This window comes from Aquirufa sp. HETE-40SA (assembly GCF_054558635.1).
Window position 1 is genome coordinate 42,100 of sequence record NZ_JBPXKN010000002.1, and the last position, 22,450, is coordinate 64,549.

Annotated in this window: 23 protein-coding genes; 13 read left to right on the top strand and 10 right to left on the bottom strand. The window is 41.7% G+C overall.

Annotated elements, in window-relative coordinates; genetic code table 11:
• The first annotated feature begins 53 nt into the window (after positions 1-53).
• The 6 genes from ACRZ9O_RS05460 (at position 54) to ACRZ9O_RS05485 (ending at position 6,262) form a co-directional block, all read left to right on the top strand.
• Positions 54-971 (top strand): ROK family protein, encoded by a 918-nt coding sequence (locus ACRZ9O_RS05460; RefSeq protein WP_459457134.1) that lies wholly within the window; start codon positions 54-56, stop codon positions 969-971.
• Between the two features lie 102 nt (positions 972-1,073).
• Positions 1,074-1,310 carry an acyl carrier protein gene (locus ACRZ9O_RS05465; RefSeq protein ID WP_130895240.1) on the top strand — a complete coding sequence of 79 codons (237 nt, stop codon included), beginning with the start codon at positions 1,074-1,076 and terminating at the stop codon, positions 1,308-1,310.
• 118 nt (positions 1,311-1,428) lie between these two features.
• Positions 1,429-2,676: a beta-ketoacyl-ACP synthase II gene (fabF, locus tag ACRZ9O_RS05470; protein WP_459457136.1), complete on the top strand. Its 1,248-nt coding sequence runs from the start codon at positions 1,429-1,431 to the stop codon at positions 2,674-2,676.
• A gap of 7 nt (positions 2,677-2,683) precedes the next feature.
• Complete coding sequence (rnc, locus tag ACRZ9O_RS05475) at positions 2,684-3,430, top strand: ribonuclease III (protein WP_459457138.1); 747 nt, start codon at positions 2,684-2,686, stop codon at positions 3,428-3,430.
• A gap of 1 nt (position 3,431) precedes the next feature.
• Positions 3,432-4,292, top strand: coding sequence for a hypothetical protein (locus ACRZ9O_RS05480; RefSeq protein WP_459457140.1), 861 nt, complete (start codon positions 3,432-3,434; stop codon positions 4,290-4,292).
• A gap of 71 nt (positions 4,293-4,363) precedes the next feature.
• Positions 4,364-6,262: a ComEA family DNA-binding protein gene (locus ACRZ9O_RS05485; RefSeq protein ID WP_459457141.1), complete on the top strand. Its 1,899-nt coding sequence runs from the start codon at positions 4,364-4,366 to the stop codon at positions 6,260-6,262.
• Here ACRZ9O_RS05485 and kdsA read toward each other — a convergent pair.
• The 3 genes from kdsA to ACRZ9O_RS05500 are packed head-to-tail and all read right to left on the bottom strand — an operon-like array spanning position 6,259 to position 8,804.
• Positions 6,259-7,068 carry a 3-deoxy-8-phosphooctulonate synthase gene (kdsA, locus tag ACRZ9O_RS05490; protein WP_459457143.1) on the bottom strand — a complete coding sequence of 270 codons (810 nt, stop codon included), beginning with the start codon at positions 7,066-7,068 and terminating at the stop codon, positions 6,259-6,261. The genes ACRZ9O_RS05485 and kdsA overlap by 4 nt on opposite strands.
• 1 nt (position 7,069) lies before the next feature.
• Complete coding sequence (murB, locus tag ACRZ9O_RS05495) at positions 7,070-8,074, bottom strand: UDP-N-acetylmuramate dehydrogenase (RefSeq protein WP_459457145.1); 1,005 nt, start codon at positions 8,072-8,074, stop codon at positions 7,070-7,072.
• Between the two features lies 1 nt (position 8,075).
• Positions 8,076-8,804: an ABC transporter ATP-binding protein gene (locus ACRZ9O_RS05500; protein WP_459457147.1), complete on the bottom strand. Its 729-nt coding sequence runs from the start codon at positions 8,802-8,804 to the stop codon at positions 8,076-8,078.
• 64 nt (positions 8,805-8,868) lie between these two features.
• Between ACRZ9O_RS05500 and ACRZ9O_RS05505 the strand changes: the two genes are divergently transcribed.
• The gene (locus tag ACRZ9O_RS05505; RefSeq protein ID WP_459457149.1) at positions 8,869-9,768 is read left to right on the top strand and encodes a prohibitin family protein; all 900 of its coding nucleotides are present in this window, start codon (positions 8,869-8,871) and stop codon (positions 9,766-9,768) included.
• Positions 9,769-9,784: 16 nt separating this feature from the next.
• On the opposite strand, the gene ACRZ9O_RS05510 is transcribed toward ACRZ9O_RS05505, so the two are convergent.
• Positions 9,785-10,996 (bottom strand): bifunctional 3,4-dihydroxy-2-butanone-4-phosphate synthase/GTP cyclohydrolase II, encoded by a 1,212-nt coding sequence (locus tag ACRZ9O_RS05510; RefSeq protein WP_459457150.1) that lies wholly within the window; start codon positions 10,994-10,996, stop codon positions 9,785-9,787.
• Between the two features lie 51 nt (positions 10,997-11,047).
• Between ACRZ9O_RS05510 and ACRZ9O_RS05515 the strand changes: the two genes are divergently transcribed.
• Positions 11,048-11,755, top strand: coding sequence for an ABC transporter ATP-binding protein (locus ACRZ9O_RS05515; protein ID WP_459457152.1), 708 nt, complete (start codon positions 11,048-11,050; stop codon positions 11,753-11,755).
• On the opposite strand, the gene ACRZ9O_RS05520 is transcribed toward ACRZ9O_RS05515, so the two are convergent.
• From ACRZ9O_RS05520 to ACRZ9O_RS05530, 3 genes are read right to left on the bottom strand one after another with little or no spacing between them, the layout of a single operon-like run.
• Positions 11,736-12,515, bottom strand: a complete 780-nt coding sequence (locus tag ACRZ9O_RS05520; RefSeq protein WP_459457154.1) for an amidohydrolase — start codon at positions 12,513-12,515, stop codon at positions 11,736-11,738. The two genes, ACRZ9O_RS05515 and ACRZ9O_RS05520, sit on opposite strands and share 20 nt — an antisense overlap.
• Before the next feature lie 12 nt (positions 12,516-12,527).
• The gene (locus ACRZ9O_RS05525) at positions 12,528-13,898 is read right to left on the bottom strand and encodes a DUF4270 family protein (RefSeq protein ID WP_459457156.1); all 1,371 of its coding nucleotides are present in this window, start codon (positions 13,896-13,898) and stop codon (positions 12,528-12,530) included.
• Positions 13,849-14,658, bottom strand: coding sequence for a glycogen/starch synthase (locus ACRZ9O_RS05530; RefSeq protein ID WP_459457158.1), 810 nt, complete (start codon positions 14,656-14,658; stop codon positions 13,849-13,851). The genes ACRZ9O_RS05525 and ACRZ9O_RS05530 overlap by 50 nt, the downstream gene beginning before the upstream one ends.
• A 124-nt stretch (positions 14,659-14,782) precedes the next feature.
• Here ACRZ9O_RS05530 and ACRZ9O_RS05535 point away from each other — a divergent pair, with 124 nt between their 5' ends.
• Genes ACRZ9O_RS05535 through ACRZ9O_RS05545 form a run of 3 tightly spaced genes read left to right on the top strand, consistent with a single transcriptional unit; the run spans position 14,783 to position 16,920 of the window.
• The gene (locus tag ACRZ9O_RS05535; protein WP_459457160.1) at positions 14,783-15,760 is read left to right on the top strand and encodes a lysylphosphatidylglycerol synthase transmembrane domain-containing protein; all 978 of its coding nucleotides are present in this window, start codon (positions 14,783-14,785) and stop codon (positions 15,758-15,760) included.
• Positions 15,750-16,235, top strand: a complete 486-nt coding sequence (locus ACRZ9O_RS05540) for an adenylyltransferase/cytidyltransferase family protein (RefSeq protein WP_459457162.1) — start codon at positions 15,750-15,752, stop codon at positions 16,233-16,235. The genes ACRZ9O_RS05535 and ACRZ9O_RS05540 overlap by 11 nt, the downstream gene beginning before the upstream one ends.
• Positions 16,236-16,239: 4 nt before the next feature.
• Entirely contained in the window at positions 16,240-16,920 is a 681-nt protein-coding gene (locus ACRZ9O_RS05545) for a zinc metallopeptidase (RefSeq protein WP_459457164.1), read from the top strand.
• A gap of 138 nt (positions 16,921-17,058) precedes the next feature.
• On the opposite strand, the gene ACRZ9O_RS05550 is transcribed toward ACRZ9O_RS05545, so the two are convergent.
• Positions 17,059-18,783: an amino acid permease gene (locus ACRZ9O_RS05550; protein WP_459457166.1), complete on the bottom strand. Its 1,725-nt coding sequence runs from the start codon at positions 18,781-18,783 to the stop codon at positions 17,059-17,061.
• Positions 18,784-18,868: 85 nt separating this feature from the next.
• Here ACRZ9O_RS05550 and ACRZ9O_RS05555 point away from each other — a divergent pair, with 85 nt between their 5' ends.
• Positions 18,869-19,873, top strand: a complete 1,005-nt coding sequence (locus ACRZ9O_RS05555; protein WP_459457168.1) for a glycosyltransferase family 2 protein — start codon at positions 18,869-18,871, stop codon at positions 19,871-19,873.
• Here ACRZ9O_RS05555 and ACRZ9O_RS05560 read toward each other — a convergent pair.
• Positions 19,870-20,091 (bottom strand): PspC domain-containing protein, encoded by a 222-nt coding sequence (locus ACRZ9O_RS05560; protein WP_223131421.1) that lies wholly within the window; start codon positions 20,089-20,091, stop codon positions 19,870-19,872. The genes ACRZ9O_RS05555 and ACRZ9O_RS05560 overlap by 4 nt on opposite strands.
• A gap of 211 nt (positions 20,092-20,302) precedes the next feature.
• Here ACRZ9O_RS05560 and ACRZ9O_RS05565 point away from each other — a divergent pair, with 211 nt between their 5' ends.
• Positions 20,303-20,497: a cold-shock protein gene (locus tag ACRZ9O_RS05565; RefSeq protein ID WP_130895221.1), complete on the top strand. Its 195-nt coding sequence runs from the start codon at positions 20,303-20,305 to the stop codon at positions 20,495-20,497.
• 148 nt (positions 20,498-20,645) lie between these two features.
• Here the strand turns inward: ACRZ9O_RS05565 and lysS are convergent, their stop codons facing one another.
• Positions 20,646-22,361: a lysine--tRNA ligase gene (gene lysS / locus ACRZ9O_RS05570; RefSeq protein WP_459457171.1), complete on the bottom strand. Its 1,716-nt coding sequence runs from the start codon at positions 22,359-22,361 to the stop codon at positions 20,646-20,648.
• Positions 22,362-22,450: the final 89 nt, after the last annotated feature.

Genomic DNA, 22,450 nt, shown 5'->3' on the forward strand with positions numbered 1-22,450 from the left:
ATTTGAAATTCACGTCAAAAATCGACAATTTCGTAATTCAATAAATAAAAATTATGGCAGCAGAAGAATACTTAGGAATTGATGTAGGTGGAACCGGTGTTAAAATGGGAATCGTTCACGCAGACACAGGTCAAATCAACAATTTTCAAAGTTATGACACTGCCACCTGGAGAGAATCACACCACTTTTTGGAGCGTTTAGCGGATGCGATTGCTTTGCAATTGTACCAACATAAGAATGTAAAGAAAATCGGTATCGGTCTTCCGGGTATTCTAACAAAAGATCGCCGCACCTTAATTGAGATCACCGCTATTCCTGAGATCGATGGTTCACCTATGATTGATATGTTAGAGAAGCGCTTTCCTGAGCACGTTTTCTTTATGGAAAACGATGCGAATGCAGCGGCTCTAGGTGAATATTATTTCTCCCCAGAAAAAGCAATTATGCCTGAGGACTTTGTTTTCATTACGTTGGGAACCGGTGTAGGTGGAGCTGCTGTTATCGACCGCAAGATCTTCTTGGGAGGTGACGGTAATGCCATGGAACCAGGTCATGTACCATCTCGAGATGGAAAAGTATTAGAACGCAATGTAGGAAAGAAAGAATTATTGCAATTAGCAACAGCTATGCGCGCCTCTTACACCGGCAAAACGACCCTTCCGGCTGATGGAACTATTTCAACGACTGCTTTAGTAGTAGGAGCTGAAGAAGGGGATGAATTAGCCTTAGCCGTTTGGAACGAAGTGGGCACCTTATTAGGGGATATGCTTGTTTCCTTAATTCGTATTTTAGATATCAAAAATATCTTCATAGGTGGCGGATTATCAGCCTCATACGACTTCATTTTGCCTAGCATGGAGAAGCAATTAAACTACTGGTTAACACCGGCCTATTTGGAAAAATTAACCATAAAAAAAGCCTTATTAGGCAACGATGCAGGCCTTTTAGGAGCAGCATCGCTTTGTTTTTAAGATAAACAGCCCAGAACAAACCAATTAGAATGGAATTTGTTTGATAAATTCAACTTTAATTCTAATCTTTGCATCGTTTTTGAACCCCAAAATAATATTAAAATGTCAGATATTGCAGAAAAAGTAAAGAGCATCATCGTTGAAAAATTAGGTGTAGAAGCATCAGAAGTTACTCCTGAGGCATCTTTCACAAACGATTTGGGAGCTGACTCTCTAGATACAGTTGAGTTAATCATGGAATTCGAAAAAGAATTCTCTGTTTCTATTCCAGATGATCAAGCGGAGAACATCCAAACAGTAGGCCAAGCTATTACTTATTTGGAAGAGAACGCAAAGTAATCGAAGCAACCATAAAAATTATGTCAATTAGTTAACAGTAATCAGGTGGATTTTTCCATGGGATTTCTCTGACTGATTGACATTTTTTATTTTAAGCAGATTCATAAATAACAAGAATATGGAGTTAAAACGAGTAGTTGTCACGGGACTAGGCGCCCTAACCCCCATCGGGAACACCGTTAGTGAATATTGGGATGGATTAAAGAACGGCGTAAGCGGTTGTGGTCCGATCACGAAATTCGATGCGGAAAAATTCAGAACTCGTTTTGCTTGTGAATTAAAGAACTTCAAGGTAGAAGATTTTATCAATGCTAAAGAAGCGCGTAAAATGGATCCGTTCACACAATACGCTGTAGTGGCGGCTGATGAAGCCATTGCTGATGCGAATTTTGACATGGAAACCTTGAATAAAAACAAAGTAGGCGTTATCTGGGGATCAGGTATCGGTGGTTTGAAGACTTTTGAAGACGAGATGATCTATTTCGGACAAGGAGATGGAACCCCGAAAATCAATCCGTTCTTTATCCCTAAGATGATTGCAGATTCATCATCAGGCCAAATTTCGATCCGCAACGGATTCCGTGGTCCTAACTACGTTACTGTTTCAGCTTGTTCTTCTGCGAACAATGCGATCATTGATGCTTTCAACTACATCCGCACAGGCCGTATTAACGTATGTGTAACGGGTGGTTCTGAGGCTCCAGTGACTATTGCATCGGTAGGTGGTTTCACCGCGATGCACGCCATGTCTACCCGCAATGACGATCCAGCTACGGCGTCTCGTCCCTATGACGTAGATCGCGATGGTTTCGTAGTAGGAGAAGGAGCAGGTGCCTTGATTTTAGAAGAATACGAGCACGCTAAAGCGCGTGGCGCGAAAATATATGCTGAATTAATCGGTGGAGGTTTCTCTTCTGATGCACACCACATTACAGCACCACACCCAGAGGGTTATGGCGCTTTATTGTCGATGCTTGACGCATTGGAAGATGCCAACATCAAACCGGAGGAAGTAGATTACGTGAATACACACGGAACATCCACTCCGATCGGTGATCCACAAGAGATTAAGGCGATTGTGGATTGTTTTGGTGAGCACGCATACAAAATTGCGATCTCTTCAACGAAGTCGATGACCGGCCACTTATTAGGTGGTGCAGGTGCGGTAGAGGCGGTAGCGTCTGTGTTAGCGATTCAACACCAATTTGTCCCTCCTACGATTAACGTATTTAACCGCGATCCAGAAATCGATCAACGCATCGACTTGACAGAAAATGTAGGTAAAGCACGCAAAATTGATGTAGCACTGAGCAACGGATTTGGTTTCGGTGGTCACAACGCAACGGTTATTTTCAGAAAAATCTAAGACAAATATGGCCGTAAAATCTCTCCTAAACTGGTTAGATCCAATTCGACTAGACGAACGAGAGAAATTCTTAAAGAGATCGGTTACACATCTTATTGGGGCTAGTCCGAGTAATTTAACGTTATATCGACTAGCCTTTTTACACGCTTCCGCTTCGAAGGAGAGTGTGGCAGAAAACTACAAAGAGTCAAACGAACGCCTCGAATTTTTAGGCGATTCTGTGCTAGGGATGATTACGGCAACGTATTTGTTCCAAAAATTCCCATTCAAAGACGAAGGGTTCCTCACTGAGATACGTTCTCGGATGGTCAGCAGAGAATCCTTGAACGTGATTGGCCGCAAGTTAGGTCTAGAGGAAGTGATCGAATTCGAAGCGCAACGCAAAAACTCCATGTCCCGTACTTCTATGTACGGAGATGCATTAGAAGCCTTTATTGGGGCTGTTTATCTAGACAAAGGCTTTACTTTCACCCAAAACTTCATCATCAAAAAGATTCTCACACAATACTTTGACCTAGAATCCGTTGTTCAAAACAACCCGAACTTTAAGTCGATGTTGATTGAGTGGGCCCAAAAAGAAGGCAAAAAGGTCTCTTTTGAGTTAGATCAAGAAGGCGAGCACCACAACCGAGAATTTACGGCTTTGGTCATCTTAGATGGTGAAAAGATCTCAGAAGGCAAAGGTTATTCGAAGAAGAAAGCAGAACAAACCGCCGCTAGAATGGCATGTGAACAACTAGAAATTAAATCATAACATGGCTACACCGAATATTTTCTTGCAATACTGGAATGATTCCTCTGAATCGATCACATTTCAAGAGGTACTAGCATGGGAAATTCCCGTCCCTGTCATTGAAACCATTCAAGCAGAGCTTTTAGCTCAGTTAAATTCTTCTCGGACGGTTGAAGTTTTCCCTAATTTCTTTTGGGCAAGCCCTCGATTTGAAGAAAAGTGGGCAGGAATAGCTCAAACTTTATTGTATCAAGTATCCTTTCCTGAGTTCATTTGGGTATCTTGGATTCAAAGCCTTGAAGCTCCTTCTGCAGATGTGCCGCAGCCTAGTTTTGCCGATTTATTGAATGCGTATGAGGCACCGGATGCACCTGTAATGGATGCACCGGTTTCTGCTTCGGAGGTTCCGGCTTTCCAAGCGGCGCCTTTTGAAGCTCCAGCTTTCGAGGCTTCGGCTTTCGAAGAAGCAGATGCGTCTATAAATTACCCTGCCGCAGAAACGCCAGCGGAACCTTTCGACTTGTTGAATACGGAAGTCTATTTCAAAGCTCCAGAAACCCTTGAAGACTCCACTGAGGAAGAATACAAGCGCCTAAAAGATTTATTAAGCGGTTCAGCTGATTCATTGAAGTCCAAAGTAGAATCACAAATGACCCAGCGCATAGCTGACACCATTAGCCTTCACCAACGCATCAAATTCATTCAAGAAATTTTCCAAGGCGATGTTGCTCAATTAGAATCACTCATCCAATACATAGATGAAGAAGCGGAAGCAGAGACTTGGATGCAAGCCTTGTTATCCCGCTACCAGGCCTATCGTCAAGCGGAGAACGAAGCCATTTGGGATGAACTACATCAAATCATCGAGCGAAAGTTCAACTAACTGATTTTCATTATCAGTTTTAATCGGCCTTTTTAGGCCATTAGAAGTTAATTTCGGGGAAAACCACTCCCTTGAAAACGATCCTATTTTTGCTTGCCTCTTTTGTCTGTTTTGCCCAAATATCCACCCAAGAAGAGGAGGAAAAGCAATCTAGCTACGACTATTACCTTGCGAATCCGCTAAACATTAACCTCGTTTCCGAGGCGGAACTACAGTCCTCCCTCCTATTTAGTGCGAAACAAATCGAAGCATTTCTAAGCTTTCGAAAAAATCTAGGCTCCTTTCAATCTATTTTAGAGTTACAATCCATTCCGGGTTGGGAGCTCGACTTCCTACGCAAGATTCAAGACTATGTCGTTTGCAACCCTTTAAATCCTAGCTGGTGGAAACCTCGCTTATCGACTCATCAGATCCTATTTAAAACAGATTGGACCGCAGAGACCAAAAAAGGTTTTACAGATCCAGACCTCCGAAGCAAGACCCGTTATATAGGTGATCGAACGAATCAAATGCTCCGATACAGAGGTCAACTAAATGCGAATCTTAGAATTGGATTTTTAGTACAAAAGGACGCAGGCGAAAAAGAACTGACCGACTTTAGTAGTGGCTTCTTAGAGTTTAAGTCAACAGGAACCGTAGAAAAAATTATCCTAGGCGACTTCATCAACCAATGGGGTCAGGGACTTGTTCAATCCGGAGGCTTCTCCTTAGGCAAGAGTTTTGAGAGCATAAAAGCTACCCAGAAATTCAATCTAGGTGGTTTGGCCTACAGTTCCAGTGTGGAATATGGCTATTATCGTGGAATCAACACAACTCTAAAACTAACCGAATTCATTAGAATACAAGCATTTGTCTCCTACCGAAACTTAGATGCGACCACCGGAGTTGACTCGCTAGGAAATAAATACCTTCGTTCCAGAGTAGAAGATGGTTTCCATCGAACCAGCTCAGAAATCAGTCATAAAGATGCGGTGCAAGAAAAGGCCGAGGGCGCAAACATTACCTATTCTCCGCTAAACATTCCACTCGTCATTCAATTCAATAGTGTATTCACATCCTGGTCCTTGCCTAAACCCATCGGAACGGGCTACAAACAACCCGAGTGGTCAGGAAACGAATTACAGAACTATTCGATTAGCTTTCAATATCCCTTTAGAAACATCAGAATGGTAGGAGAATTCGCCACTTCAGGAAATAGACAATATTCCCTCATTCAATCTGCCGCCACTTCACTTTCTAAAAAAATTGACTTATCCTATTTATTCCGGCACTATGGGGCGGGTTATTTTAGTCCTAAATCAAATGGTCTTTCCGAAAACGCTGAAAACATAAACGAAATGGGCCTATTCCTGGGCCTAGGTTATCAAATTAATAAACGAATGAAGCTGAGCTCCTATGTGGATTATTTTCGCTTCCCTGGGCCTAAATACCAAGTTCTTGATTCCAATACCTCAGGTTGGGAGGTGTTGAGTCGTTTACAATGGGAGAAAAGACATAACGCCAGAGGATTCCTTCAAGGCAAATGGACGCGAAAAGAAAATAATGACCTCGTACAAATCAGCCTTGATGGGCATTACATCGCCATTAAATCGTGGGATTTTCACTCTCGCCTGATGGCCTCTACATTAGGTGATGAGATGGGGTATTTACTATTACAAGATGTGAAATGGGATCAGGGCAAATGGAATGTACAGGGGCGTTTTGCCTATATGAATACGCCTACCTATGATACCCGTAATTATGCCTATGAACCAGGTGTGCCCTATTCTTTCCTTCTCCCCGCTTACGCAGGGAAAGCCATCAAAACCACGCTAGTGATGTCTTATCAATGGACGAGGGAAATAGGTGTTGCTGCTAAATGGGGACGTATTCAATACCAAGATCGAATGGAAGTTGGATCTGGTTTAGATTTAATTGAAGGCAATACTAAAACGGATATCACCCTCCAAATCAGCTATAAGATGCATTAAACAATCGCTTCGCGCACGCGCAACAGTTTCTCCAAAAGGCCCTCTAATTGATCTAATGGAAGCATATTCGCGCCATCTGATTTAGCCACCGCAGGATTCGGGTGGGTTTCGATGAAGATTCCATCTGCTCCTACGGCGATCGCAGCTTTAGCGATCGTTTCAATCAAAGCGGGCTGTCCACCGGTTACACCTGTAGTCTGATTAGGACGCTGTAGGGAGTGTGTACAATCCATAATGACTGGAACATTCATGGCTGACATCTCTGGAAGATTCCGGTAATCCACCACTAAGTCGCCATAACCGAAGGAATTACCCCGATCAGTCAAATAAACAACCGCTTCTGGATTTTCATGTAACACTTTTTCCACAGCAAAGCGCATCGAAGCGCCAGACATAAATTGCCCTTTTTTGATGTTGACGGCTTTACCTGTTTGGGCTGCTGCAGCTAGTAAATCTGTTTGGCGGCAAAGGAAGGCAGGGATTTGCAATACATCTACGTAGGCTGCTGCCATGGCTGCTTCCGCACTTTCGTGAATATCGGTTACCGTGGGCAAGGAATAATGTTTTCCCACCGCTTGAAGAATTTCTAAGGCTTTGATATCACCAATACCGGTAAAGGAATCGATTTTTGTCCGATTCGCCTTGCGGTATGAACCTTTGAAAATGTAGGGAATACCCATCGCCTTCGTGAGGCCATCAATCTTTTCAGCGATCTCAAAGGCTAAATCGTTGCTCTCAATCGCACAAGATCCTGCCATCAAAAAGAAGGGGCCTTTGCCTAAATTCGCTAAAGTGGGTAATGTCATTTTATAAAATATTTACTTCGGTTTCTAAGTAAACGCCGAAAGTGTCTGTAATCGATTTCTTAATTTCTTCAGACAAGGCCAAAATCTCCCCACCTGTCGCCTCTCCATAATTCACTAAAACCAAGGCCTGCTTCGCATGCACTCCCGCATCCCCTCTTCGAAATCCTTTCCAACCGGCCTTTTCGATAAACCAGCCCGCAGGAAACTTAATATCTGTACTTCCTTCAACCGGATAATTTGGAATGCCTGGATATTCAGCAATTAGTCGTGACGCCTCGGTAGCAGAAACCGTCGGATTCTTGAAGAAACTACCTGAATTACCGATGTCTTTCGGATCCGGCAATTTACTTTTTCGAATCTCTATAACTGCATCTGCCACCTCCCGAATAGAAGGCTGAGCAATTCCTTTTGCAGCTAAAACATCCTGAATCGCTCCATACGAAGTTTTAACCGAAGGCTTCTTGGACAATTTAAACGTCACAGAGCTGATGAGGTATTTCCCTTTCCCAGCGCGCTTAAAGAAGCTTTCACGGTAGCCAAAAGCACAGGCTTTGGCATCAAACACCTCCACTTCTAAAGTCTGCAGATTCAACGCTTCTAATGACTCAAATGTATCTTTGATTTCCACACCATAAGCACCAATATTTTGCATCGGAGCCGCACCCACCGTACCCGGAATCAAGGATAAATTCTCTAATCCAGACCATCCTTTGTCGACAGAATACTGGACCAATTCATCCCAAACCACACCAGCACCCGCATTTAACCACACAAAATCCTCATCCTCTTTTATGACCGATATGCCAGGAATGGAAATTTTAACCACCAATGCTTCTTGCGGCTTAGTCAATAACACATTGCTCCCTCCGCCTAAGAACAAGTGAGGCAAATCAGCGTGCAAACCTGATTTTCGAAGAGAAACATATTGATCAATGGAGCTAATCTCTACGAATTGACGAGCTTCCGCCTCAATCCCAAACGTATTATACCCACGTAGAGAAAACATATTAAAATAATTTAGTAGACAAAAACTCCTCTAAAGCAGGAACGCCTGAATGGTGAAAGGTCTCTGAATTTCCCTCCCAAATCTTCTTTCCCTCCTTCAAGAAAATAATCGATTCCCCCATCCGCATCACCGAATTCATATCATGCGATATGACCACCGTAGTCATGTTATATTCTTGGGTAATTTCTTGAATCAAATAATCAATCTTCACCGCGGTCAATGGGTCTAAACCTGAATTAGGTTCATCACAAAACAAATACTTCGGATTCATCACAATGGCTCGGGCGATCCCTACCCGTTTTTTCATCCCGCCTGAAATCTCAGAAGGCATTAAAAGGGCTGAATTCTCTAAACCCACCCGCTGCAAACAAAGCATCGCTTGGTCGTTTTTTTCTTCTAGGGTTTGGGAAGTAAGGGTATCTAAGGGGAAACGAACATTCTCCAGAACAGATTTGGAATCAAAAAGGGCTCCTCCTTGGAATAAAACGCCCATTTCACGGCGAATTTCTTTCACAACATCTTGATGAGCCGTCAAAAAATCACGTCCATCATACAGCACTTTTCCCTTCTCAGGTACTAAAATCCCGATCATGCATTTTAGCAGGACAGATTTCCCCGTTCCACTACCCCCGATCACCATATTCGTCTTTCCTTGTTGGAAATTCGCACTAATGTCATCGAGCACCACACGACCGTTAAAAGATTTAGATAAACCCTTGATTTCAATCATATTCAAAATTAGGGATTATTGAATACTTTATGATAAATTTGATGACATTTAAATCAAAAAAACTATGTTTTTCATCTTCCTAGGTATTTTGCTGTTTGTTGGCGCAAACACGATTAGCCCGAATTTAGTATTCTACAAATACGCCAAAACATTGAAAGTCGTAGGAGCCGTTTTCGCTATCCTTGGCTTAACCAGTTCTGCAGTGGTGCAGGTGGATGCAGGTGAGGTAGGTGTACAGAGTGTCTTTGGAAAAGTACAACCCTCTACCTTAACTAGTGGACTAAACTTCGTAAACCCCTTAGCAAAAGTAGTCGTATTTGATGCAAAAACACAAAATTACACGATGTCCAGCGTCCACGACGAAGGCGACAAAGCCGGAGATGATGCGATTCGTGTTTTAACCAAAGACGGACTAGAGGTGGTAGTCGATTTAACCGTACTTTATCGAATTTTGCCAACGGAGGCTCCCCGAGTACTTCGCGAAATTGGAGAAGACTACAAAGACAAGGTGGTTCGTCCGATTACGCGTACCATGATTCGCGATAATGCCGTTTACTACGATGCAGTAGGCCTTTATTCCTTGAAACGCAATGAATTCCAGCAACGCATCTACTCTGACATCGAGAAAAACTTCAAGAAAAGAGGCTTGGTTTTAGAGCAATTATTGATCCGTAACATCAACCTACCCACTTCAGTAAAGCAAACCATTGAGTCGAAAATCAATGCGGAACAAGATGCACAAAAGATGCAGTTTGTTTTACAGAAAGAGAAGCAAGAAGCGGAGAGAAAGCGCGTAGAGGCGCAGGGTATCGCAGATTACCAGAAGATTTTATCGACCGGTCTAAGCGACAAGCAATTGCAGTATGAGTCGATAATTGCCCAAAAAGAATTAGCAAAATCTCCTAACGCGAAAGTGATCATCATGGGAGGCAAAAGCGCCCCGATCATCTTAGGAAACCAATAAAAATAGGCACGTGATTCTAGCGAATCGCGTGCCCCATTTTATCTCTTTTCGTTTCTAAGTATTTCTTATTGTGCGGATTAGCAGGAATTTCAATGGCAATTGAATCCACAATTTCTAAACCATAGCCCATAAGGCCAGCTCTTTTCTTCGGGTTATTGGAGATCAAACGAATCTTGTGGACGCCTAAATCACGTAAGATTTGGGCTCCTACGCCGTAATCACGCTCATCCATCGCAAAGCCTAATTCTAAATTCGCTTCCACGGTATCGCGCCCTTGCTCTTGAAGCTTATAGGCTTTCAATTTATTGATTAGACCGATGCCACGGCCCTCTTGGAACATATATAAAATCACGCCTTTCCCCTCTTTCTCCACCATCTCCATGGCAGCGTGCAATTGCTCTCCGCAATCACAGCGACAGGATCCAAAAATATCCCCTGTCACACAAGAGCTATGAACACGGACCATAACCGGTTCGTCTTTTTCCCAACTCCCTTTAATTAAAGCTAAGTGGGTATCTCCCGTATTGATCTGCTTAAAGGCGACTAATTCGAAGGAACCCCATTCGGTAGGCATATTCACTCCGATTTCTCTTTTGATAAGGGATTCTTTTGCCAAACGGTACTCAATCAAATCCTTGATCGTCACTAATTTCAAATCAAACTTATCCGCGATCAATCGCAAATCTGGCAAACGAGCCATGCTGCCATCCTCATTTAATACCTCAATTAATACACCTGAAGGCTTAAAACCCGCTAAACGAGCAAAATCCATCGAAGCCTCGGTGTGACCTGTGCGGCGCAAAACACCTTCAGTACGTGATTTTAAAGGAAAAATATGACCCGGCCTTCCTAAATCAGATGGCTGAGTAGCCGGATCCACTAAGGCTTGAATCGTTTTTGAGCGATCTTGTGCTGAAATACCCGTGGTACAACCATTGCCCAATAAATCAACAGAAACCGTAAACGGCGTCTCATGTGAAGTAGTGTTCTGATTCACCATCATCTCCAAACCCAAGGCCTGGCAACGCTCATCTGTTAAAGAAACACACATCAATCCGCGCGCCTCCTTGATCATAAAATTGACTAATTCTGGTGTGATCGCTTCTGAGGCACAAATCATATCGCCCTCATTCTCCCGATCCTCATCGTCAGCAACAATAATAATTTTACCTTGGCGAATATCTTCCAAGGCATCTTCAATACGATCTAAGCGAATTATATCTAACATTTTTTAGGCATTTGAATCAGAAACACAAAGTTACACGAAATAATTCCCATTTTGACTACCTTTGTCAATATGTTCATCGAGGCAATAAATCTTTCTAAAACCTACGGAAAACAATCTGCCGTACAGAACCTATCCTTTCTTTTGGAGGAAGGTCAAATTGTAGGTTTTCTGGGTCCCAATGGGGCGGGAAAATCGACTACCTTGAAAATGCTTTTGGGACTCATTCAACCTTCATCAGGCTCAGTTAGCATCGATGGAAAAGACCCACAAGAACAGGAAATCGTCCTCAAAAAGCAGGTCGGCTATTTAGCTGAAAACAACCCGCTCTATCCAGAAATGTATGTTCGGGAATTTTTGGCCTTCATCGGAGACATCCATCAAATAACTAATCTCGAATCGCGTATTCAAGAAGTCATCGAGTGGGTTGGACTTGAAAAAGAGTCTCATAAAAAAATCCAAGAACTTTCTAAAGGATATCAGCAGCGCGTTGGCATCGCTTTGGCGATTTTGCATGATCCTAAAATTTTGATTTTAGATGAGCCTACGAGTGGTTTAGATCCGAACCAAAGGGATGAAATCAGGACCTTAATCAAAAGCCTTCAAAAAGACCGCATTATCTTATTCTCCAGCCACATTCTATCCGAAGTGGAAGCCATTTGCGATCGCGTATTATTGATTCATGAAGGCAAACTTGTGACTGATAGCCCTCTCAAGGATATTGACGATTTAGAGAAATTCTTTAAAGAGAAGACAAACTAAAGGAATCTGCATCCAGATGAGCAGGGAACTTAGCCCGAAATTCAGTTAATGCTTCGTGTGATAATTCACTTGTCAAGATTTGTTGATTAGCTTGTAAGTCGAGTTGTAAATCACCTTTGAAATCCACTAACAATGAATCTCCAGCATAAGCTAAGTCATTTGCATCCACACCCACCCGATTCACACCTACCACATAAGCTAAATTTTCAATTGCTCTAGCTTGCAACAAGGTTCTCCAAGCATTCGCACGCGGAGAAGGCCAATTCGCTACATAGATCGCAGCATCGTAGGACAAGCCTACATTACGTGACCAAACAGGAAAACGTAGATCGTAACACACAAATAAGGCTAATTTCCACCCCTTGTAAGTAACAATCACTTGTTGATCACCTGATTGGTAAAATTCATGCTCGCCTCCCATTCGAAACAAATGGCGCTTATCATAAGAGCTGTAGGTTCCATCAGGATAAACAGCATAGAGTCTATTATAGTACGAAGTTTGATATTTTACCTTGAGGGAGCCGATAAGTAAAGATCCTAAACGATTAGCTTGGACCTGCATCCATTGAAGGGCCGATCCTTTACCTATTTCAGCCCCAGCGGACGTCATAGAGAAGCCAGTAGCAAACATTTCAGGTAATATGATAACATCAGACAAACCTGTCAAAACAGCTAACTTTTCCTCTAATTGAGCACAATTAGCTGATGGATCTTCCCAAACTAAATCCGTCTGAACTAAACTTACGCGTAGATTTGTCATGATTGCCGGTATTTATTTGGCAATATAGGAATAATAGATTTTCAAACGAGCCTTCAATGCTTGCAAAGGAACAAAACGAGCACTCTCATTATTAATTCCTGAATTTCCTGAGGCACTTGTAGTTAAAGCAGGTGTAATTAACCAACCTGAGTTTGCTTGTTTACCTACTAAAAGAGACTGGACAGCAGTTGTAACATTGAATGTGTAAGTTCTCGAAATTTGATTAATGGTAGCTGTATTAACACCTGTACCTCCTTCAGACAACAGGTATTTCAATCCATAACTATTTCGAAGTGTACGATTCGTTGCATTTGTCTCCACAACGGATAATTGTCCAACTGTATTTTGCAAATCGATATTATCAGCAGCCGTCAACACTAATTCAGCCTTATTTACAGCCACATTACGGTTACCTTTCAAGTTCATTAAATAAGGGAACTCAATCTTAGTAGACAACCCTGTTCCAGCTTGGATATAGGTTAACCCACTAGTTGCGGTAGATGAAACGATATCCCCTGGGTTTTTCAGAGCAGCTAAAGGCCCTGATTTCGTGGACTTTATTTGATTAAACCGCGCCAAAAATTCAGGATAATAGGCATTTGATAAAGAGAAATAATAATCTATGTGGTACTTTGTCGTATCACCTGGATTATGAAAATACAAGGTCATTCGGGAAAAACTCGGTGTAAAATTAAGGATTGATCCCGCAGATGACGCCGTCGATTTAAACAACATTCCAGGAAAATAATCTCTAAAACCCTTATCACCTGCAGCCACTTTTGCATCTGCATACTTACTCAACAATTCACGTCCAAATGAGTCAGACATTCTGAAACGGAGTGTATCAAATTGAGCTGAATCTCCATTCATCGCTTTCGTCCGAATAGGCCGAGGATTAAAGGTGTGACGACCTAAAAGTGAGGCATCAGAACGAACGGAAGAATTAGCAAAATAATTCGTCTTTAAACTCAAACTATCCAGTAAACGATAGACACTTATCGTTTGAGATTTAGTGGTATCTCCTTGAAATCCAGCATAAACAAGTCGCAAATTCAAAGAATCATAAACCGAAGTTGATTTCGCAAATAACGTATCAATATTAGCTACTTGGGTATAAAAAGAGGATTCAGTAATACCTAAAACAGGGTGACTAAAGCTACCCAATAATAAAGTACCAGGCGAACCTGTATAGATTGAATCAATCAATACAGTCGAGGATTTAACCGTGATCGTATCCGAATAATTCAAACCCACTTCCACGCTAAACAAATCGTCGCCGATTTCTTTAGGTGTATCACAGGATGCAAGGAATAAGGAAAGAATTCCTACCCATTTAATTGCCGGACATTTCCAAGTACGTTTTTTCGAAGAAATCGAGGTCATTGTCGGCAATATTTTGAGAAGTTTTATGTTGATATTCATCAATAATCGATTGAATACGGCTATTATCCGCATTTACTAAAGAAACTATTTTGTCTGCGTACTCCGCACCTATCTTGATAAATGCTTCGTAATTTCCACCGGATAAGCTACCTAAATGCGCTTCATCCAAATCACCAATTTTTACTTTTTCCATCAAATCGTCTGATTCAAACGTAAAATCAAAGGCAGAATTGTGTGGCGAGAAAATAGTTTTCGAATCTTTGTAGATTGGGTGATTCTGGTAATGTGTCGAAATATACAAAGGCACTAAACTTGACATCCAATCATTGCAGTGAATAATATCTGGAGCCCAACCTAATTTCACCACCGTTTCTAATGCTCCTTTACAGAAGAAAATAGCACGCTCGTGATTGTCTGGGTAAAATGCACCTTCTTTATCAGTTAATACATATTTACGTTGGTAATAATCCTCGTTATCGATGAAGTAGACTTGTAATTTCGCAGCTGGAATACTAGCTACTTTAATGGTCAAAGGCTTTTCTTCCTCTCCCATTGGAATGGTAATACCTGAAAGACGAACCACTTCGTGCAATCGGTTTTTACGTTCATTGATCGAACCAAATCTAGGCACTAAAATTCTGATTTCCATTCCTCTTTCCTGCATAGCAGTAGGAAGAGCACGTACGAAATCTGCAATTTTTGATGTGTTTTGAAAAGGATCTACCTCACTTGAAACGTAAAGAATACGTAATTTGGCCATTCTAAATTGATTACTAGGGGAAAATTACCCCAAAAAACATTACAAAAGTACAAAAAAATAATCGGATTATCACCATCATTATACAAGGAAAGGTCTTTAATTTGCCTTTTGATTCAGGAACCTTATGCTAAAGTCGATAGTAAAATACCTTATTTCTAGTTTACTAGCTGCAGGCCTCCTTTATTGGGCCATTTCTAAAAGCCAATTGCATTGGAATGACATCCTGAGCACCTTTCAACAAGCTGACTATAACTGGGTCACAGTATCGATTATCATTGCCATACTCTCTCATTTGTTGCGTGCGCTGCGTTGGGAACAATTATTGGAAGCAATGCACCATCAACCGGGTACTTTACGCACCTTTTCAGCTGTATTAATTGGTTATTTTGCGAATTTTTTAGTGCCTCGTCTGGGCGAAGTTTCCCGCTGCGGATCTTTGAATAAGACGGCCGATATACCCTTTGAGGAATCTTTTGGAACCGTTATCACCGAAAGAATTGTGGACTTAATTAGCCTTCTAGTGCTGGTAGGCATTACCTTTCTATTCGAATGGGAACCTTTGCAAAAAAGCCTCTTCCCTACGATGCAATTACCTTCTGGAACGTTAATTATCACCGCCTCCATCCTCGGACTGATTGGCTTAGGATTCTTATGGAAATTTAAAGATTTTCTCCAAAATTTGGGCGCAGGTACGAAAGTAGGAAGGATGCTTCTAGGTTGGGTTGCCGGCATAAATAGTATTCGCCACTTAGCTCAACCGGGGAAATTCATCGGATACAGCATCGGAATTTGGTTGTGTTATTACTTAAGTACGTACACGCTATTTCTCGCCTTCCCTATCAGTGAAAACCTGGGAATGAGCGCGGCATTAACCGTTTTAGTTATGGGAACTTTTGGAATGGCTACCCCTACACAAGGAGGAATTGGGGCCTACCACAGTTTAGTTGCCTCCGCCTTTGTCTTCTATTCTTTGAGCTACAAAGATGGATTTATGCTGGCTACCTTTTTCCACGGAACTCAAATGATTACCCTTTTGTTATTGGGTGGATTAAGTTTTATTTTAACTTTGTTTTTACCCAAAATCACCTCACGTGTCCAATAGAACTGAACATAAAATTGTCACCTTAGCTCAAGGAATCGACATTCGTAAACAATGGAAAACGAATGGAGACAAAGTCGTTTTCACGAACGGATGCTTCGATATTTTGCATTTAGGCCACGTCGATTATCTAGAAAAATCCAGTGAATTTGGCACAAAGATGATCGTAGCAGTTAACTCGGATGCTTCCGTTCGTACACTAGAAAAGGGCGTCGAAAGACCGGTGAATTCAGAATATGCTAGAGCAAGATTGATTGCGGCTTTAGGATTTGTTTCCCTGGTGATTGTTTTCGGGGAGCCCACGCCTTTAGAACTCATAAATTCCCTCAGCCCAGACGTTCTCGTAAAGGGTGATGATTATACCATCGAGACGATTGTGGGGGCCCAAGAAGTCATCGCAGCTGGCGGAGAAGTAAAAACCATCGCGTTAGTACCCAATTATTCAACTACACAACTCATTCAAAAACTTAAACAATAAAACCATGTATTTCATTGCCATCATTTTCGGAGTCGCAGGTATGCTTATCTCTTGGCGACTAAAATCCAAATTCAAAACCTATTCTCAAACACCTTTACAAAGTAATCTATCTGGCTACGAAATCGCCGAGCAAATGCTTGCCGATCACGGTATTACAGACGTTCGAGTTATCTCTGTGGAAGGTCAATTAACGGACCACTACAATCCCGCAGACAAAACCGTTAATTTAAGTAATGATGTATTCCACGGCCGCAACGCTGCTGCCGCCGCTGTTTCTGCGCACGAATGTGGTCACGCTGTACAACATGCCAAAGCCTATTCGTTCTTACAGTTCCGCAGCTCGATGGTTCCTATGCTTAGTATCGCAAACGGATTTATGCCCATTCTATTAATGATCGGAATGATGGTCTTGTATTCAACAGGAAGCACCACCTTATTAGCGATTGGGGTTGCCCTTTTCGCTATGGCTACCCTATTTAGCTTCGTAACTCTACCTGTCGAATTCGATGCTTCGAATAGAGCGCTGAATTGGATCAAAGAAAAAGGAATCGTAACACCCACAGAATACGCGATGTCGAAGGATGCACTTTGGTGGGCTGCGATGACGTATGTCGTTGCCGCGCTGGGTATGTTAGCGCAGTTGCTTTATTATTTGAATTTGTTGGGTGGAAGACGAAATGACTAGAGTAGAGATTATAGAGTATAGAGTAGAGATATGGTAACAAAAAAGGGAGCAAATGCTCCCTTTTTTGTTTAAGTCCGAAGGAAAAGAGTCCGAAGTAAAACCATCCATATCTCTACTCTCTACTCTATAATCTATAATCTATACTCTATTATTTACGTTCAACTTCGACTTCCTGTAGCTATACCCAAAATAAATCAATACCCCCGCCAAGCACCAGTACATAAACCGTTCCCAGTTCGTGGAGCCCATTTGGGTCATTAAATACAGGTTAACTAATAATCCCAAGACAGGAATTAATGATAATTTCTTGGTTACGCTGAAGAAGGCCATGACTGCCCAGATAACAAAGAAGCCAAACATAATGAAGTGATCCACTTTCGTTTCGCCTGAATACAAACCTTTTAACCACTCAACTAGATTTACGCCAGAATAGGACATTAATCCAATAGCTAAAATCAGCGATAGGCCTACATAATAACTTGAGTTGATGTAAGGAATCTTGAATTTAGATTTCTTTTGATTCTCTGGATCAAGATCTAACACTAAAACACCACCACAAACTAATACGAATGCGAACAGCGTTCCGATACTACTTAAATTAATCACCTCCTCTAGATTTGCAAACAAGGCCGGAACGCCTACTAAAACCCCTGTCATAATAGTGGAGAAAGAAGGAGTGCGGTATTTAGGGTGAATGCGGGAGAAGGCTTTTGGCAATAAACCATCGCGGGACATTGTCATCCAGATACGTGGCTGACCTAATTGATAAACTAAAAGCGCTGATGTTAAGGCGATTACCGCACTGGCTGCAACGATTCCGGCTACTCCGGGTAAGCCGACTTGCATAAACATGAAGGCCAAAGGATCCTCAATTCCAGCTAAATTTTGAGATGGTACAATACCCGTTAAAACCAAGGTAACTAATACATAAAGTACCGTGCAGATGATCAAGGCATACATCATGGCTTTGGGAATATCCCGCTGCGGATTCTTGCACTCCTCTGCCGTAGTAGAAATCGAATCAAATCCGATATAAGCAAAACAAACAGCGGCTACACTCTTTAAAACTCCCGAAATTCCATTAGGCGCAAAAGGCGTCCAGTTCTCTACCTGCACATAAAAAGCACCCACTCCCACCACGATCACAATGACTAAAAGCTTCAAAATTACCAGAATGTTGTTCGTGTTTTTTGACTCCTTTATACCAATGTAGACCAAATAGGTTATAGCCACCGTAATTAAAAGCGCTGGAATGTTCGCAACAAAATGCCAGCCAAAAAGAAGCGGAGCAGACTGATAGGCAGTATAGCCTTCACGTAGGTTAACAGATAAAGTTTCAAATTTCTCGCCGCTAGCGAGTGCGGAAGAGGCTTCGGTGAAGGCTCTTTTGGCAGACAAATAATCCATCGTCATAAACTCCGGCACATGTACACCTAAACCTTCTAATAAATCAACGAAGTATTTAGACCACGAAATCGCAACAGCTACGTTCGAAATGGCATATTCTAACAGTAAATTCCAGCCCAAAATCCAAGCCACAATCTCCCCTAAACTCGTATAAGCATAGGTATAAGCACTACCAGAAATAGGCACAGTGGCTGCAAAACGTGCATAGCAGAAGGCGGTAAACATACAGGCCATCGCTGTAAATACAAACAGCATCGATACGGCAGGGCCACCATTGGCTGAAGCTTGTCCAATCGCTGAAAATATACTGGCACCAATGATAGCAGCTACCCCCATAAAGGTCAAATCGCGAACCCCTAGGTTTCGGTCCATCGAATTCCCCTCTAAACTCTCGATTTCTAATTGATCTGAAATTATTTTATCAATGGATTTCTTTCGAAAAAAACTTGACCACATACGGTTTTGGATTGTTATTGAAGGGACAAAAATACATCTTTCTGAAAGAAATTCTAATTTGATTGATTTAGATTACCTTTGTGGCATGTCTGTCGCAGTTGTCATATTAAATTTCAATGGTCGGAAATTCTTAGCCGACTTCCTACCGATCGTGCTAGAAAACACACCGGACGCAACGATTTACGTGGCAGATAATGGCTCATCTGACGACTCTTTGGCGCTTTTAGCCTCCGATTTTCCTAGCATTTCTGTATTATCCTGGGCAGAAAATTTAGGCTATGCTGGAGGATATAATTTTGCATTAGGCCAAATAAATGCCGACTATTTTGTTTTAATGAATTCGGATATCGCTCCGCGAAAGAATTGGTTATCCCCATTAGTATCCTATTTCGAAGCGCATCCACTGGTCGCCGCAGCTCAACCTTTTCTATTAGATTATCACAAACCTGATTATTTTGAATACGCTGGGGCAGCAGGTGGATTTTGGGATTCCTATGGATACCCATTCTGTAGAGGGCGACTTTTCGATACTCTAGAAAAAAATGAAGGACAGTATGCAACCTCCATCGTCAACTGGGCCACAGGCGCTTGTTTGATGGTTCGTTCCGAAGCTTTTCATAAAGTAGGCGGTTTAGACCCCTACCTATTTGCCCATATGGAAGAAATCGACTTGTGCTGGAGAATGCAAAGGGCTGGATATACCATCGCAGCAGTGGCCGAAAGCGAAGTCATGCACGTGGGTGGAGGTACCTTGAACAAAGAGAACCCCTTCAAAACCTACCTGAACTTCCGCAACAACCTAATTTTATTATATAAAAATCTAGAACCGTCGCAGCGTTTTTCTACCCTTTTTATGCGAATGATCTTGGATGGAATCGCAGGTCTTAAATTCTTGACTGAGGGGAAATTTGGTTCATTTATGGCTGTCCTGAAAGCTCATTATGGATTCTACAGCTACCTCTTCTTTGTTAAAGACAAACAGAATTTATCTCCAGCTTTGCAAAAAAGCTGGGTGAGAAGTTTTGACGGTAACATCTTGAAAGAATATTTCTTACAAGGCAAAAAGAAATTCTATCAGATCAAATTTTAGATATCCCAGACACTTGGGTTATTTCTTTGACGTAAATAGCGACGGATATTCATCCAAAAAGCTAAAATCAAATAAATGATAACCGGGGAACCCATCGTAATAAACGAGGTGTAAATAAAGTATAATCGAATGCTACTGGTGGAAATATTTAACTTCTCTCCTAAGCGAGTACAGACGCCAAATGCCTGATTCTCAACAAAAAATTTCAGTTTTTCCATAGGGTGTTATTTGAAAGTTCAAATTTAAGCAAATTTAGTAGCAAATAACATTAACTACAAATAGTGCTATAAAATATATGTATTATTATAATATATTTTAAATTAATCGGAAATTTATTTAAAAAGTCTTGCATGCAATTGTTTTCTTTCTACATTTGAGAGCTTGAAAGACTTTCGTCTGGATGGCATTAATATTTTTAACATTTTTTTTATGCAAACTGGTAAAGTAAAATTTTTCAACGAGACGAAAGGTTTCGGATTCATCGTTGACGATCAAACAGGTGAAGACATTTTCGTACACGTAACTGGCCTTTCAGGTGTTACTATCCGCGAAAATGATTCAGTATCTTATGAAGTTACTGATGGAAAGCGTGGTGCAAACGCTATCAACGTAAAGAAAATCTAATTTTTCTTTCGTTTTTTTGATTAGAGAAAATCTTTATTTACAATATATATATAGGTTTACCTAGAAAATTGCAACATTGATCTCTAGTTAAAGAGAAATAAAAAAAGCCTTCTTTCGGAAGGCTTTTTTTATGTATATCAGTGAACGATTAACCTTGAATCCAAGCTGTAACCTCCTCCTTCGTGGGCATAGCCGCATCTATCTTCAATTTCTTGCGCATCCCACCTAAATCGTTGAACACTTTATTAGGGTTAACGGCATCTAATGCTTCTAATGTTAGGATACCCATCTTTTGTAAAGCTGGAATCCACACTTCAGAAATACCTCTTTCTCCGAAAGCTGATTCAGAATCTACTTCCTTCACTACTTCTGCACGCATTTGAGGGAAGAACAATACCTCCTGAATAGACGATTGATTTGTCATCAACATGGTCAATCGGTCAATACCGATACCAATACCAGAGGTAGGAGGCATCGCATATTCAAGTGAGCGAATGAAATCGTGATCCATCGCCATCGCCTCATCGTCTCCGCGCTCTGCTAAGGCTAATTGATCTTCGAAACGCTCTTTTTGGTCGATTGGATCATTCAATTCAGAGTAGGCATTCGCGATTTCTTTTCCATTTACAAATAGCTCGAAACGCTCCACTAAACCCTCTTTCGAACGGTGCTTCTTCGTTAAGGGCGACATCTCGACTGGATAATCTGTGATGAAGGTAGGCTGAATCAAGTTTGCTTCTACTTTCTCGCCGAATAACTCGTCGATTAACTTTCCTTTCCCCATTCCTTTATCTACATCCATGCCGAATTCCACACACTTAGCGCGCAATTCCTCTTCAGACAAGGCATCTACATCAACTCCAGAATACTGCAAAATAGCGCCTGAGATCGTTAAACGAGGGTAAGGTCCTGCAAATTCGATTTCGTTCTCCCCTACCGCGATTTTGGTTTTCCCATGTAAACGAGAGGCAACTGTTTCGAAGATTAACTCCGTCAAATTCATCATCCAGTTATAATCCTTGTAGGCTACATAGAATTCCAACGAGGTAAATTCAGGGTTGTGCGTACGGTCCATTCCTTCATTACGGAACATTTTCCCAAACTCATATACGCCATCAAAACCACCTACGATTAGACGCTTCAGATATAATTCATTCGCGATACGCAAATAAAGAGGCATATCTAAGGTGTTGTGGTGGGTCTTGAAGGGACGAGCCGAGGCTCCACCGTGAACCGCTTGCAAAACCGGTGTTTCCACCTCTAACCAACCGCGTTCATCAAACATCGCACGCATCGTCGAGATGATCTTCGCACGCTTGATGAAGATGTCTTTCACAGAAGGGTTAACAATTAAATCTACGTAGCGCTGTCTGTAACGCATTTCTGGATCAGAAAAGGCGTCGTAGGTTTGGCCATCTGCTTCTTTAACGACAGGAAGTGGCTTTAAGGCTTTGGAGAGAATCGTAAACTCACGTACGTGAACGGAAATTTCACCCATCTGCGTCGTGAACACATATCCTTTTACACCGATGATGTCACCGATGTCTAGTAACTTTTTAAATACCGTATTGTACAAGGTTTTATCCTCGCCCGGACATAAGTTGTCGCGGCGGAAGTACAATTGAATACGGCCATTCGCGTCCTGAAGCTCAGCAAAAGAGGCATTTCCCATGATACGGAAGCCCATTAAGCGACCTGCTAATACCACGTCCTGGAAGTTTCCAGACTCCGGTTTGAATTCTGCCAAAATCTGATCAGAATAAACATTCACCGGGTATTCCTGTGCAGGATAAGGATCAATTCCCATGGCCAATAACTCCTGGCGCTTTTGTCTCCTCAATAATTCTTGCTCACTTAAAATCATTTGAACGTGTTTTTACGAATGAACCACAAAATTAGCCATTTCCTTTGGGATTTAAAACTCTTAAAACTTGTTAATGAGGTTGTGCAAGC

Bases quoted from the DNA above. Each gene is read 5' to 3' on its own strand.
- ACRZ9O_RS05460 (WP_459457134.1), top strand. From the start codon at position 54: ATGGCAGCAGAAGAATACTTAGGAATTGATGTAGGTGGAACCGGTGTT.
- ACRZ9O_RS05465 (WP_130895240.1), top strand. From the start codon at position 1,074: ATGTCAGATATTGCAGAAAAAGTAAAGAGCATCATCGTTGAAAAATTA.
- fabF (WP_459457136.1), top strand. From the start codon at position 1,429: ATGGAGTTAAAACGAGTAGTTGTCACGGGACTAGGCGCCCTAACCCCC.
- rnc (WP_459457138.1), top strand. From the start codon at position 2,684: ATGGCCGTAAAATCTCTCCTAAACTGGTTAGATCCAATTCGACTAGAC.
- ACRZ9O_RS05480 (WP_459457140.1), top strand. From the start codon at position 3,432: ATGGCTACACCGAATATTTTCTTGCAATACTGGAATGATTCCTCTGAA.
- kdsA (WP_459457143.1), bottom strand. From the start codon at position 7,068: ATGACATTACCCACTTTAGCGAATTTAGGCAAAGGCCCCTTCTTTTTG.
- murB (WP_459457145.1), bottom strand. From the start codon at position 8,074: ATGTTTTCTCTACGTGGGTATAATACGTTTGGGATTGAGGCGGAAGCT.
- ACRZ9O_RS05500 (WP_459457147.1), bottom strand. From the start codon at position 8,804: ATGATTGAAATCAAGGGTTTATCTAAATCTTTTAACGGTCGTGTGGTG.
- ACRZ9O_RS05505 (WP_459457149.1), top strand. From the start codon at position 8,869: ATGTTTTTCATCTTCCTAGGTATTTTGCTGTTTGTTGGCGCAAACACG.
- ACRZ9O_RS05510 (WP_459457150.1), bottom strand. From the start codon at position 10,996: ATGTTAGATATAATTCGCTTAGATCGTATTGAAGATGCCTTGGAAGAT.
- ACRZ9O_RS05520 (WP_459457154.1), bottom strand. From the start codon at position 12,515: ATGACAAATCTACGCGTAAGTTTAGTTCAGACGGATTTAGTTTGGGAA.
- ACRZ9O_RS05525 (WP_459457156.1), bottom strand. From the start codon at position 13,898: ATGACCTCGATTTCTTCGAAAAAACGTACTTGGAAATGTCCGGCAATT.
- ACRZ9O_RS05530 (WP_459457158.1), bottom strand. From the start codon at position 14,658: ATGGCCAAATTACGTATTCTTTACGTTTCAAGTGAGGTAGATCCTTTT.
- ACRZ9O_RS05535 (WP_459457160.1), top strand. From the start codon at position 14,783: ATGCTAAAGTCGATAGTAAAATACCTTATTTCTAGTTTACTAGCTGCA.
- ACRZ9O_RS05545 (WP_459457164.1), top strand. From the start codon at position 16,240: ATGTATTTCATTGCCATCATTTTCGGAGTCGCAGGTATGCTTATCTCT.
- ACRZ9O_RS05550 (WP_459457166.1), bottom strand. From the start codon at position 18,783: ATGTGGTCAAGTTTTTTTCGAAAGAAATCCATTGATAAAATAATTTCA.
- ACRZ9O_RS05555 (WP_459457168.1), top strand. From the start codon at position 18,869: ATGTCTGTCGCAGTTGTCATATTAAATTTCAATGGTCGGAAATTCTTA.
- ACRZ9O_RS05560 (WP_223131421.1), bottom strand. From the start codon at position 20,091: ATGGAAAAACTGAAATTTTTTGTTGAGAATCAGGCATTTGGCGTCTGT.
- ACRZ9O_RS05565 (WP_130895221.1), top strand. From the start codon at position 20,303: ATGCAAACTGGTAAAGTAAAATTTTTCAACGAGACGAAAGGTTTCGGA.
- lysS (WP_459457171.1), bottom strand. From the start codon at position 22,361: ATGATTTTAAGTGAGCAAGAATTATTGAGGAGACAAAAGCGCCAGGAG.